General features: G+C 67.4%; 14 protein-coding genes. 11 read left to right on the forward strand and 3 right to left on the reverse strand.

The features are described 5' to 3' along the window. Nucleotides 1-98: 98 nt before the first annotated feature. The 7 genes from hppD to tuf all read left to right on the forward strand — a co-directional run bounded on the left by hppD (nt 99) and on the right by tuf (nt 7249). Complete coding sequence (gene hppD, locus VMT65_RS01240) at nt 99-1343, forward strand: 4-hydroxyphenylpyruvate dioxygenase (RefSeq protein ID WP_326306035.1); 1245 nt, start codon at nt 99-101, stop codon at nt 1341-1343. A gap of 86 nt (nt 1344-1429) precedes the next feature. Then, nucleotides 1430-1960: a DUF3558 domain-containing protein gene (locus tag VMT65_RS01245; protein ID WP_326306036.1), complete on the forward strand. Its 531-nt coding sequence runs from the start codon at nt 1430-1432 to the stop codon at nt 1958-1960. Between the two features lie 11 nt (nt 1961-1971). Beyond that, a complete protein-coding gene (locus VMT65_RS01250; RefSeq protein ID WP_326306037.1) occupies nt 1972-2538 on the forward strand; it encodes a DUF3558 domain-containing protein in 567 nt (188 codons plus the stop codon). Between the two features lie 277 nt (nt 2539-2815). Then, on the forward strand, nt 2816-3190 hold the full coding sequence (rpsL, locus tag VMT65_RS01255) for a 30S ribosomal protein S12 (RefSeq protein WP_014353064.1): 375 nt from the start codon (nt 2816-2818) through the stop codon (nt 3188-3190). Further along, entirely contained in the window at nt 3190-3660 is a 471-nt protein-coding gene (gene rpsG, locus VMT65_RS01260; RefSeq protein WP_030517120.1) for a 30S ribosomal protein S7, read from the forward strand. Before rpsL ends, rpsG begins: the two co-directional genes overlap by 1 nt. Nucleotides 3661-3837: 177 nt before the next feature. Then, nucleotides 3838-5943, forward strand: coding sequence for an elongation factor G (gene fusA / locus VMT65_RS01265; protein WP_326306038.1), 2106 nt, complete (start codon nt 3838-3840; stop codon nt 5941-5943). A gap of 115 nt (nt 5944-6058) precedes the next feature. Then, nucleotides 6059-7249: an elongation factor Tu gene (gene tuf, locus VMT65_RS01270; protein ID WP_326306039.1), complete on the forward strand. Its 1191-nt coding sequence runs from the start codon at nt 6059-6061 to the stop codon at nt 7247-7249. A gap of 9 nt (nt 7250-7258) precedes the next feature. On the opposite strand, the gene VMT65_RS01275 is transcribed toward tuf, so the two are convergent. Both VMT65_RS01275 and VMT65_RS01280 read right to left on the reverse strand, forming a co-directional pair. After that, on the reverse strand, nt 7259-7513 hold the full coding sequence (locus VMT65_RS01275) for a hypothetical protein (protein ID WP_326306040.1): 255 nt from the start codon (nt 7511-7513) through the stop codon (nt 7259-7261). Between the two features lie 35 nt (nt 7514-7548). Beyond that, the gene (locus VMT65_RS01280) at nt 7549-8343 is read right to left on the reverse strand and encodes a glutamate racemase (RefSeq protein ID WP_326306041.1); all 795 of its coding nucleotides are present in this window, start codon (nt 8341-8343) and stop codon (nt 7549-7551) included. Between the two features lie 143 nt (nt 8344-8486). Here VMT65_RS01280 and VMT65_RS01285 point away from each other — a divergent pair, with 143 nt between their 5' ends. Beyond that, on the forward strand, nt 8487-8831 hold the full coding sequence (locus tag VMT65_RS01285; protein WP_326306042.1) for a DUF1330 domain-containing protein: 345 nt from the start codon (nt 8487-8489) through the stop codon (nt 8829-8831). Here the strand turns inward: VMT65_RS01285 and VMT65_RS01290 are convergent. Continuing rightward, nucleotides 8828-10024, reverse strand: coding sequence for an NAD(P)/FAD-dependent oxidoreductase (locus tag VMT65_RS01290; protein WP_326306043.1), 1197 nt, complete (start codon nt 10022-10024; stop codon nt 8828-8830). The genes VMT65_RS01285 and VMT65_RS01290 overlap by 4 nt on opposite strands. Nucleotides 10025-10180: 156 nt before the next feature. On the opposite strand from VMT65_RS01290, the gene VMT65_RS01295 reads away from it, so the two are divergent. From VMT65_RS01295 to VMT65_RS01305, 3 genes are all read left to right on the forward strand, one after another. Continuing rightward, nucleotides 10181-10531, forward strand: coding sequence for an SPW repeat domain-containing protein (locus tag VMT65_RS01295; RefSeq protein ID WP_326306044.1), 351 nt, complete (start codon nt 10181-10183; stop codon nt 10529-10531). 147 nt (nt 10532-10678) lie between these two features. Next, nucleotides 10679-11293 (forward strand): TetR/AcrR family transcriptional regulator, encoded by a 615-nt coding sequence (locus tag VMT65_RS01300; protein ID WP_326306045.1) that lies wholly within the window; start codon nt 10679-10681, stop codon nt 11291-11293. Between the two features lie 139 nt (nt 11294-11432). After that, nucleotides 11433-12545 carry a hypothetical protein gene (locus VMT65_RS01305; protein ID WP_326306046.1) on the forward strand — a complete coding sequence of 371 codons (1113 nt, stop codon included), beginning with the start codon at nt 11433-11435 and terminating at the stop codon, nt 12543-12545. Nucleotides 12546-12599: the final 54 nt, after the last annotated feature.

The raw sequence follows: 12599 nt of genomic DNA on the forward strand, positions 1-12599 counted from the left end.
GTCCAGCACCGGCGGGCAGATGGTGGTGCAATTCACCAGAGTGTTCAGTGGAATTCGGCGATATTGCCTAGTCCGAACCCCCGGGTTTTCCTGGGCACATGAGCATCGACGCAGGACACCATGGAATCGACGGCCGTGCCCGCACCCACACCGGACACGCCCCCGCCCGACCCGGCGACCTGCCCGGCGACGACGAATTACGCCGCCTCGTCGGCCTGGTGGACCACGATGCCGCCGCCGACCCGTTCCCCGTGCTGGGCTGGGACGCGGTGGTATGGGCGGTCGGCAATGCCACCCAGACAGCGCATTTCCTGCAGTCCGCCTTCGGCATGCGGTTGGAGGCCTACTCGGGCCCCGAGACCGGCAATCGCGACCACAAGGCGTTCGTCCTGCGCAGCGGTGGCGCCCGATTCGTCGTCAAGGGTGCGGTGGATCCGGCCAGTCCGATTGTGGCGCACCACGATCGGCACGGGGACGGGGTGGTGGACATCGCGCTCGAGGTCCCCGACGTGGACCGCTGCATCCGCCGCGCCCGCGCCGAGGGCGCGACCGTGCTCGTCGAACCCCATGACGAGAGCGACGAATACGGCACCGTCCGCACCGCCGCCATCGCCACCTACGGCGAGACCCGCCACACCCTGGTCGACCGCTCCCGCTACTACGGGCCCTATCTCCCCGGCTACATTCCGCGCCACTCCGACTACGCCCCGCGCGCCGGGCAACCCAAGCGCATCTTCCAGGCCATCGATCACGTGGTCGGCAATGTGGAACTCGGGCGGATGGACGAATGGGTCGAGTTCTACCGCCGCGTCATGGGATTCCAGAACATGGCCGAATTCGTCGGCGACGATATCGCCACCGAATACTCGGCGCTGATGAGCAAGGTGGTCGCCAATGGCAACCACCGCGTGAAGTTCCCGCTCAACGAACCCGCGCCCAGCCGCAAGCGCTCCCAGATCGACGAGTACCTCGAGTTCTATCAGGGCCCGGGCGTCCAGCACATCGCGCTGGCCACCGGCGACATCCTCACCGCCGTCGACGTCCTGCGCCGCGAGGGCATCGAATTCCTCGACACCCCCGACAGCTATTACGAAGACCCCGAACTGCGCGCCCGCATCGGCCACGTCCGCGTTCCGGTCACCGAGTTGCAGCGCCGCGGCATCCTGGTCGACCGCGACGAGGACGGCTACCTCCTGCAGATCTTCTGCAAACCCATCACCGACCGACCCACCGTCTTCTTCGAACTCATCGAACGCCACGGCTCCCTCGGCTTCGGCAAGGGCAACTTCAAGGCGCTGTTCCAGGCCATCGAACGCGAACAGGAAGCCCGCGGAAACCTCTGAACACGGAAAGCCTCTGAAAGCCAAGGCAACACGGCCGCAAACCCTGACGCCGAGCCGGATTCGGCAAAACCAGTAGAGTTCAGGCCATGCGAATGGCGTCGGCGATCGTCACGGGGTTGAGCCTCGCGCTGCTGCTGTCGGCCTGTGGGGGGAAGCGGGATTCGAGCGACGAGCCGGGGTTCCGGCCACCGCAGAAGGTGGCGACCCTCGGCCCGTTCGTCGGCGAATGCGGCCACCTCACCGACGACGAGGTGCGCGATCTGGGTGGGCTCGGCACCCTCACCACCGTCTTCAAGAACTCGACCGGCTGCAACTGGCAGGCGGGCGGGATCAGCTCCTCCAGCGTCACCTTCGCCTCCTACCGCGGCAGCCCCATCGACCGCGAGAAGGCGTGGGTGGCCAGCGTCGGGCGCACCCCCGACACCATCGAGGTCGGCGGCAAGAAGGGCTTCCAGGCCCTGGACCCCAGCAACGCCGTCTGCGACCTCGCGGTGCAACTCGACGACGACTTCTTCGAATGGTCCATCTCCTACGGCGTCTTCGGCGGCGGCAATCTCGGCAACCCCTGCGACCGCACCCGCAAGATGGCCGAACTGACCGTGCAGCGGCTCGGATGAAGGGGAAAGCGATGGCCCGCCGCTCCCGCGCCGCGATCGTCCTCGCGACGCTGGCCCTGACTGCGACCCTCGCGGGCTGCGGCAAGACCGTGCCCGGCACCGCGCTGCCCGCGGGCGGCACCACCGGCACCGGCGGCGGCACCTCGCGCATCAATACCAATTTCGACAAGTTGCTGCGCGAATGCACGGTGGTTGCCCAGGACGACATCGGCAAATCCGTGGGCGACAACATGTATGTCGAGCCGTCCTTCAATGGCGCGGTCTGCATGTGGAATCTGACCGGCGGCAGCGCGGGCAGCGGCATGGTCACCCTGAACTGGTACGAACTCGGCTCGCTCAACAACGAGAAGCAGAACAACGACCGACTCAAATATGTGAGCAACGACATAAACGTGCAGGGCCGCCGCTCGCTGGAAACCCGGCGTCCCAACGATCCGGACTCGTGCGGGGTGAGCGCGCCCGCGGCCGACACCGGCGTGGTGGGCTGGTGGGTCAACTACCGCAGCGGGTCCACCCACCCCGACCCCTGCGATGCGGCGCGCAAGCTGGTGGAGTTGACGTTGAACCTTGCTCGATAAGCCCTCTACCAGCCCCGCTCGAGGGACCCCTTTTTGCCCCCGTCAAAGCCTGCGGGTATCGTGGACCGCTGTGCCCGGAAGCATTCGGGCAAGTTGATGCGCAGTACGTAGGCCAGCGAGAGCGGCTGACCGTTTCAGCGTGCCTTGAAAAAGGCTCTGAGCTGCGTACGACACGCCCGACCCCGTGGCGACGAAATGCCGCGGGAACAGGGCGGAAAGCTCGAATGACAAAGACATGAAGTTCCAGACACCTGGTTACTAAAAGGAAAGCCGGTCTATGCCAACCATCAACCAGCTGGTCCGCAAGGGTCGCCGCGACAAGGTCGCCAAGACCAAGACTGCGGCCCTGAAGGGGAGCCCGCAGCGTCGTGGCGTGTGCACCCGCGTGTACACCACGACCCCGAAGAAGCCGAACTCCGCGCTGCGTAAGGTCGCGCGTGTTCGCCTGACCAGCGCGGTCGAGGTCACGGCTTACATCCCCGGTGAGGGCCACAACCTGCAGGAGCACTCGATGGTGCTCGTCCGCGGCGGTCGTGTGAAGGACCTCCCGGGTGTGCGCTACAAGATCATCCGCGGTTCGCTCGACACCCAGGGTGTCAAGAACCGCAAGCAGGCCCGCAGCCGCTACGGCGCCAAGAAGGAGAAGAGCTAATGCCGCGTAAGGGCCCCGCTCCCAAGCGTCCCCTGATCAACGACCCGGTCTACGGCTCCCCGCTGGTGACCCAGCTGGTCAACAAGATCCTGCTGGACGGCAAGAAGTCCACCGCCGAGCGCATCGTCTACGGCGCCCTCGAGCAGGCTCGTGAGAAGACCGGCACCGATCCGGTCGTCACCCTCAAGCGCGCGCTGGACAACGTCAAGCCCGCCCTCGAGGTCAAGCCCCGCCGCGTCGGTGGCGCCACCTACCAGGTGCCGGTCGAGGTTCGCCCCGGTCGCGCCAACACCCTGGCGCTGCGCTGGCTGGTCAACTACTCCCGCGCTCGTCGTGAGAAGACCATGATCGAGCGTCTGGCCAACGAGCTGCTGGACGCCAGCAACGGCCTGGGCGCTTCGGTGAAGCGTCGTGAGGACACCCACAAGATGGCCGAGTCGAACCGGGCCTTCGCGCACTACCGCTGGTGACCTGTGGCCCGGCCCTCCGTTCGGAGTAGCCGGGAGACGAGTCACATGTCGGGCGCGACAGCCGAGCTGTCGCAAGCGAGGCACTTCCGCGTCGCGCCCGACGTTGACACCGAGGGCCTCACAAACCCGAGGCCTATCCCGTTGAATCCCAACTAGCTACGAGCGGGGAAGATTTCCGTGGCACAGGACGTGCTCACCGACCTGAACAAGGTCCGCAACATCGGCATCATGGCCCACATCGATGCCGGTAAGACGACGACTACCGAACGCATCCTCTTCTACACCGGTATCACGTACAAGATCGGTGAGGTGCACGACGGCGCCGCCACCATGGACTGGATGGCGCAGGAGCAGGAACGCGGCATCACCATCACGTCGGCCGCGACGACCTGTTTCTGGAAAGACAACCAGATCAACATCATCGACACCCCCGGCCACGTCGACTTCACCGTCGAGGTGGAGCGGTCGCTGCGCGTGCTCGATGGCGCCGTCGCCGTCTTCGACGGCAAGGAGGGCGTCGAGCCGCAGTCCGAGCAGGTGTGGCGTCAGGCGGACAAGTACGACGTGCCGCGCATCTGCTTCGTCAACAAGATGGACAAGCTGGGCGCCGACTTCTACTTCACCGTCCAGACCATCATCGACCGCCTGGGCGCGAAGCCGCTGGTCATCCAGCTGCCGATCGGCGCCGAGGACCAGTTCGAGGGCATCGTCGACCTGGTCGAGATGAACGCCAAGGTCTGGAAGGGCGAGACCAAGCTCGGCGAGCAGTACGAGGTCACCGAGATCCCGGCCGACCTCAAGGAGCGCGCCGAGGAGTACCGCCAGCAGCTGCTGGAGACGGTCGCCGAGTCCGATGAGGCCCTGCTGGAGAAGTTCTTCGGCGGCGAGGAGCTCACGGTCGAGGAGATCAAGGGCGCGATTCGCAAGATGACCGTCAACTCCGAGCTGTACCCGGTGCTGTGTGGCTCCGCGTTCAAGAACAAGGGCGTGCAGCCCATGCTCGACGCGGTCATCGACTACCTGCCGACCCCGCTGGACGACGGCGGCACCGACGGCCACGTGCCGAACAAGGAAGACGAGATCATCCACCGCGATGCGTCCGTCTCCGAGCCGTTCTCCGCGCTCGCGTTCAAGGTCGCGACCCACCCGTTCTTCGGCAAGCTGACCTACGTCCGCGTGTACTCGGGCAAGGTCGACTCCGGCGCCCAGGTCATCAACTCGACCAAGGGCAAGAAGGAGCGTCTGGGCAAGCTGTTCCAGATGCACTCCAACAAGGAGAACCCGGTCACCGAGGCCCAGGCCGGCCACATCTACGCGGTCATCGGTCTGAAGGACACCACCACCGGTGACACCCTGTGCGATCCGCAGAACCAGATCGTGCTGGAGTCCATGACCTTCCCGGATCCGGTCATCGAGGTGGCCATCGAGCCGAAGACCAAGGCCGACCAGGAGAAGCTGGGCACCGCCATCCAGAAGTTCGCGGAGGAGGACCCCACCTTCAACGTGAAGCTGGATCAGGAGACCGGCCAGACCGTCATCGGCGGCATGGGCGAGCTCCAGCTCGACATCTACGTCGACCGCATGAAGCGCGAGTTCAAGGTCGAGGCCAATATCGGTAAGCCGCAGGTGGCCTACCGTGAGACCATCACCAAGCCGGTCGACAAGTACGAGTACACCCACAAGAAGCAGACCGGTGGTTCGGGCCAGTTCGCCCGCGTCATCATCGGTCTCGCTCCGCTGGTGGACGCCGAGGACGGCGCGACGTACGAGTTCGAGAACAAGGTCACCGGTGGCCGCGTTCCGCGCGAGTACATCCCGTCGGTCGACGCCGGTATCCAGGACGCCATGCAGTACGGCGTGCTCGCTGGCTTCCCGCTGGTGAACGTGAAGGCTTCGCTGCTCGACGGCGCCTACCACGAGGTCGACTCCTCGGAAATGGCGTTCAAGATCGCGGGTGCGATGGCCCTCAAGGAAGCGGCTCGCAAGGCCGGTCCGGTGATCCTCGAGCCGCTCATGGCGGTCGAGGTCATCACGCCCGAGGACTACATGGGCGAAGTGATCGGCGACCTGAACTCCCGCCGTGGCCAGATCCAGGCCATGGAGGAACGCAGTGGTGCCCGTGTCGTCAAGGCGCTGGTTCCGCTCTCGGAGATGTTCGGCTACATCGGTGACCTGCGGTCGAAGACCCAGGGCCGGGCGAACTTCTCCATGGTGTTCAATTCGTACGCGGAGGTTCCGGCCAACGTGTCGAAGGAGATCATCGCCAAGGCGACCGGCGAGTAATTCGCTGTCGGGGCGAATTTGCGAGAATTCGCCCCGAATGGTCGTCGATCGACCCCAAGTAATACAAACCGCACTGCTGCAAAAAGCACGCACTAACTAGTCCAGGAGGACAACAGTGGCGAAGGCGAAGTTCGAGCGGACGAAGCCCCACGTCAACATCGGCACCATTGGTCACGTCGACCACGGCAAGACCACGCTGACCGCGGCGATCACCAAGGTGCTGGCTGACAAGTACCCGGACCTGAACGCGGCCTTCGCGTTCGACCAGATCGACAAGGCGCCGGAGGAGAAGGCTCGTGGTATCACGATCAACATCTCCCACGTCGAGTACCAGACCGAGAAGCGCCACTACGCGCACGTCGACGCCCCGGGTCACGCGGACTACATCAAGAACATGATCACCGGTGCCGCCCAGATGGACGGCGCGATCCTGGTCGTGGCCGCCACCGACGGCCCGATGCCGCAGACCCGTGAGCACGTGCTGCTCGCCCGCCAGGTCGGCGTTCCTTACATCCTTGTCGCGCTGAACAAGTCCGACATGGTCGACGACGAGGAAATCCTCGAGCTCGTCGAGATGGAGGTCCGCGAGCTGCTGGCTTCGCAGGAGTTCGACGAGGACGCCCCGGTTGTCCGCGTCTCCGGCCTGAAGGCCCTCGAGGGCGACCCGAAGTGGACCGAGTCGGTTCTCGAGCTGATGAACGCCGTCGACGAGTCGATCCCGGACCCGGTCCGTGAGACCGACAAGCCGTTCCTGATGCCGATCGAGGACGTCTTCACGATCACCGGTCGTGGCACCGTCGTCACCGGTCGTATCGAGCGTGGTCAGATCAACGTGAACGAGGAAGTCGAGATCGTCGGCATCCGCGAGAAGACCACCAAGACCACCATCACCGGCATCGAGATGTTCCGCAAGCTGCTCGACTTCGGTCAGGCGGGCGACAACGTCGGTCTGCTGGTCCGTGGCATCAAGCGCGAGGACGTGGAGCGCGGCCAGGTCGTCATCAAGCCGGGCACCACCACCCCGCACACCGAGTTCGAGGGCCAGGCGTACATCCTGTCGAAGGACGAGGGCGGCCGCCACACCCCGTTCTTCAACAACTACCGCCCGCAGTTCTACTTCCGTACCACCGACGTGACCGGCGTCGTGACCCTCCCCGAGGGCACCGAGATGGTCATGCCGGGCGACAACACCGAGATGAGCGTCAAGCTCATCCAGCCGGTCGCCATGGACGAGGGCCTGCGTTTCGCGATCCGTGAGGGTGGCCGCACCGTCGGTGCCGGTCGTGTCACCAAGATCGTCAAGTAATTCCCTGAATTACTGAGAGGGCCGTTCCCCTTCGGGGGAGCGGCCTTTTCGCTTTTCCGCGTCGTTCACCCAGTCGGTGACCGCGGTGCCGGTGACCATGCCGTCGGTGCCGGGCAGCACCGTGGGCGGACGATCGTCGCGGTAGCTCTCGGCCATCCGATGCGCCTTTTCGCGATGCTCGTCGGTGACCTCCGGCTCCGGGGTGACGTGTCGTTCGTCCTGCCGCGCCGATTCCCGGTGTGTCCGTTCTTCTTCCGTGCTCATGACGCAGACGTGCCCGGGCTGGGCCCGGGCAAACGTCAGCGCTGCGGTGCGGTGGCGACCGGGCCGGTCGCGGGGAGCGCGCCGAGCAGGCGGCCGGAGTCGAAAGCGGCTGCGGCGCTGGGGAGTTGGGCCGGGCGGCCGGAGGCGATGACGCGGACGGTGCCGCTGCCCGCGGTGGGGCGGCCCAGGGCGTCCAGGCGGCGCAGGGTCTGGCCCGCGACGGCCTCGGCGCTGTCGAAGACGCGGACCCCGGCGGGGAGGGCGGCGAGGATGTCGTCGAGGACGAGGGGATAGTGGGTGCAGCCCAGCACGATGCCCTCGGTGTCGGCGGGGGTGCGGGCCGCGGCGTCGGCGATGGCCTCGGCGATAACGGGCAGATCGCCGCGGTCGATGGCATCGGCCAGCCCGTGGCAGGCGACGCCGGTGATGTCCGCGTCGCCGCCGAAGCGGGCGATGAGGTCGGCCTGGTAGGCGCTGGCGGTGGTGGCCGCGGTGGCCCACACCGCAACCTTGGAGCAAGCGGCGGCGGCGGGCTTGATGGCGGGCACGGTGCCGATCACCGGCACGCCGTCGCCGACCATGGCGCGGACCTGTTCGAGGGCGGTCACGCTGGCCGTATTGCAGGGCAGCACAATGACTTCCGCGCCTTCGCCGAGGGCGAGGCGGGCGGTGTCCAGTACCCGATCGACGACCCACTGCTCCGGTTTGGGTCCCCACGGCGCGCCGTCGGGATCGTTGAGCAGCAGCAGATCGAGATCGGGCCGCAGCTTCCGCAACCAGGCGGCCGTGGGCAGCAGCCCCAGTCCGGAGTCGATGAGCGCGACGATCACACCTTGCACGGTAGTGAAACCCCCCGACCGATCGCGAACGCGGGTCGAAAAGTCCGGTGTCGGCCGGGATTACCCGCGCCGACCGTCGGGATTACCTCGGAGGTAATTGGCCCGGGCGGTCGCGCCACCTAGCGTTTCGAACCATGTCCGCTTACGGTTTCGCCCATCTTCGCGCCCGCCGCCCGCATCCGGAGATCCTGGAGTATCTCGAGCGCATCCAGGCCACCCTGGATCCGTTCGCGGGCCGCTTCGTCATTCACGGCCCGCCCGTCGAGGTGGTCGAAGGGGAGTGGCCGGGCACCATGGTGCTCATCGAGTTTCCCGATATGGACCGGGCCCGCGCCTGGTACCGCTCGCCGGAGTATCAGGCGATCCTGCGGCTGCGGGCCGACCACGTCGACGGCGACCTGCTGCTGATCGAGGGTGTCGGCCCCGACTACGACCCGCGCGAGCGGGCCGCCAAGCTCCGCGCCGAGAGCGCCGCCTAACCGACAGGGGTTTGGGGTCGCAGGTTCGCGGCGAGTTCGGCGCGGGCCTTCATGACCTTGCCGACCATGCTCGCGCCGACCACCGCCACCAGTTCGCCCGCGCGCAGATAGTGGGCCAGGAACTTGCGACCCTTGTCCTCGACGATCCGGATCTCATCGGCGAGGGCCGGGATGCCGAGGACCTGAATCTTCATGTCGTACTGGTCGCTCCAGACATACGGCACCTGGACCTCGGCGGTCGGTTCGGTGCCGAGCAGCGCGGCGGCCAGCGTCTGGGCCTGCTCCCCGGCATTGGTCCAGTGTTCGACGCGCTTGTTGCGGCCGACGGCGTGCGGCCAGGCGGCCACATCGCCGACCGCCCAGACGCCGGGCACGGCGGTGCGGCCGTGCTCGTCGGTGAGGACGCCGCCGCCGTCGGCGGGGTTGGCCAGCGGTATGCCCGAACCCTCCAGCCATTCGGTGACCGGCACCGACCCGATGCCGATGACCACCAGGTCGGCATCGAGCGCGTCGCCGTCGGCCAAACGCACGCCCTTGACCGAGTCGCCCTCGGCGACAAGCGATTCCACGCCCACCCCACACCGAACGGTGACGCCCTCGGCCTCGTGTAGCCGGGTCACCAGTGCGCCGACCTCCGCGCCCAACGCGGCGTAGAGGGGAGTGGGCTGGGGTTCCACGATGGTCACGTCGAGGTCGCGAGAGCGGAAGCTTGCCGCGAGTTCGCAGCCGATGAAACCAGCGCCGACAATGACCGCCTTGCGCGCGCTGCCGAGGTGCTCGCGCAACCCGGCGGCGTCCGCGTGCGAGCGCAGCACGTGCACCCCGTCGACCGCGGGCAGATTCGGAATGCGCCGCGGCCGCAGCCCGGTGGCGATCACCAGCGCGTCGTATTCGATTTCGCTGCCGTCGGCCAGTCGCACCCGCCGCGCGACGGTGTCGACGCCCGTGGCGGCCACCCCCAGCCGCAGCCGAATGTCTTGTTCGGCAAAGAATTCCGCAGGCCGCAGCGCGGTGTCGTCGGTCTCCCCGCGCACGTACTGCTTGGACAGCGGCGGCCGGTCGTAGGGCGCGCGGTTCTCCTCGCCCAGCAGCGTGATCTCGCCGGTGTATCCCCCGCGTCGCAGTTCCTCGGCGGTGCGCAGTCCCGCGAGCCCCGCGCCAACAATTAGAACGTGTTCTACCGAGTCCGACATGGGCCAACCATATCGGTTCACGGGGTCGTGCGCGGATGTGTCGCCCGTCACACCCGAACTGCGGCCGAAGCGTATCCGAGCATTGATTGATCGCCCGGTCAATCAGGAATACAACGGGATCAGAACATATTTCTCGCCTTTAGAAGGAGGCATTCCATGTTCACCGTGAGTCGCGCTGAGCAGGCCGTAACGGTCGTCCTCGGCGCAGTCGCCGCGCTGTCCCCGATCTGGGTGGCGCACAGCAGCCGCGCTCTGTGGGCCCTCGTGGTGCTCGGCGTGCTGATCGCACTCGCGGGCCTGTCCCAGCTTGCCGATCGGGCCAGCGGCTGGACCGGCCGCGCGCTCGGCGTGCTGGGCGTCCTGATGTTCATCTCCCCGTGGGTGATGAACTTCCACTCCTACAGCAACGCCTCCTGGGTTGCGTGGATCGTGGGTGCGTTGACGGTGGTGGTCGCACTGGCCGAGATGCCCGAGGTTTCGGGCCGCTTCGGCGCGGCGGCGCACTGACCGCTACCGGGCACGCCGGTCTCGGGCCCCCGTGATTGCGGGAGAGCCGCCTGAGGTCGGCGTGTCCGCGCGTTATGCTTGTCGTCTACGTCCGCCCGACCGGTCGCGGAAGCCTCCGCTGGTACGGCGTGAGGAGGAAGTCGAGCAGTGCCCACATCACGGCGTCGCCGGAGCAAGAAGGTCGACGGGGATGCTCGCCAGCTCATCCTGGATGCCGCCGAAAGCCTTTTCGCGGCCCACGGATTCGATGCGACCGCCACCGCGTCCATCGCGGAGGCGGCGGGTGTGCCCAAGGGCCTGGTCTTCTATTACTTCCCCACCAAGGGCGCGATTCTGTCGGCCCTGATGGCCGAGCGCGTCCCGTCGCAGCCGCTCGACGACATCGAATCGGTCGTCGTCCCCGGCGATCCGGCCAAGAGTCTGGTCAATATGGATGCCGCGCTGAATCTGCGCGAGAACAATTCCTCGGTGCTGCGGGTGATCATGTGGCGCGAGGCCGACACCCATCCGGATGTGCGGAAACAATTGCGCCGCATGCGTGATCAGTTGCTGGAGGCCACCGCCCGGGTGCTGGCCGCGAGCACGCCGACGCCGGTCCAGCCCGGTACCCTGCGGGCGTGCGCGGCGGCGTGGGTGTCGGCCATGCTGGCCATCGCGAGCACCGATCGCCTGCACGCCCTGGACGGGGTGCCGTTGCCGACGGGTGACGAGATCATGAATGTGGCCCAGGTGGTCGCGGCGGGCATGAGCCATATGGGTTGAGCCGCAGCGCCGGGCGATCGCCCGGCGTCGTCAATCCCCCAATACCCTTGGTCGTGAGCCGGTTTCGGGACGGGTACTCACACACCTTCGCTACGGCCCGAGTCGCACCCGCTCGGGTGGGCCGGTAAGAATGTCGGCCATGGATGCCGATTTCACTGCCGGTCCGGGAGATTCGCGCCCCGCGCGTGCGCCGGGTTATCGCCTCACCCACCCGGACACCGCGTCGCCGGGCACCTCGCCGAACCCGGTGCTCACCGGCATCGATACCGGCGGCCACGGTGGCCTGGGCCGCAATGGTCAGGACGCGCAGGCCGTGCAGTGGTCCAGTGCGCCCGTAACCCTGCGCGGCGCACCGGATTCGGACGGCCTGCCGCGGCGGCTGGCCCCGGACCTGCCGCAGCGCACCGCCGAGCCCGAGGCGGTGGCCGCCCGGCTGGCGGCCGAGGGTGAGCCGCTCGGCGCGGACGCCTTCGCGGCGCGTGCGACCACCAACGGCTCGCTGTACAACCGAACCAGTTACGACACCGGATCATTGACCCGCCCCGAGCCGAACGGTGAATCGTTCACCGCCGCCCCGGCGGTGGGCGTCGAGGGGCTGGCGATGGGCACCGAGGGGCTGGGCGTGCGCCCCGCCGCCAACGGTTCACCCTTCGCCGCCTCCCCGGCCGCGGAGATCGAGGGTCTGGATGCCCGTCCGGCGACCAATGGTTCGCCGTTCGCCGACCGCTCGGACGCGCGTTCGGAGGTGTTCGGCGCGAGCCCGGCCGTCGAGATCGAGACTCCCGTGGCGCGTCGCTACGCGCCGGACCCCGAGCCGCCCGCCCGGTTCGAGGCCCCGGCCCGCCTGGAGAGCCTGGAGGCCGTCGCCGCCTCGCTGCGGGAAACCGCCGAGGAGTCGCCGCGCGCATCCACGCCCCCGGCGAAGGCGCCGTCCCGCCGTCGCGCCGCACCGGAACCCGTTGTGGAGCCGCCGGTTTCGGCCAAACCCGAGACCAAGGCCGCCGCCGAGTTCCGGACCAGCGACGCCACCATCGACCTGCACCACATCATGCGCCTGCTGACCGCCAGCCACGATCTCGACGAGGCCGCCAAGGCCGCCGAAGCCGGAGAGATCTCGGTCGCGGATTTGGCGAAGGTCGCCCAGCGCACCCGCGCGGCCGCCGTCGAATTGGTCGCCGCGTGGTACGGCGGCGCGGACCACATGCGCAAATTCGGTGAAGTGCTGTTACAGGCCGCGGCTGAAACCGCTTGAGAGAGATCTAGGATTCGATCGAGAAAGGACTTCTCCGGCCCACCCACGCAGGAG

The sequence above is a fragment of the Nocardia sp. CDC153 genome (assembly GCF_035818515.1).
In the GTDB taxonomy this organism is placed as follows: Bacteria; Actinomycetota; Actinomycetes; order Mycobacteriales; family Mycobacteriaceae; genus Nocardia.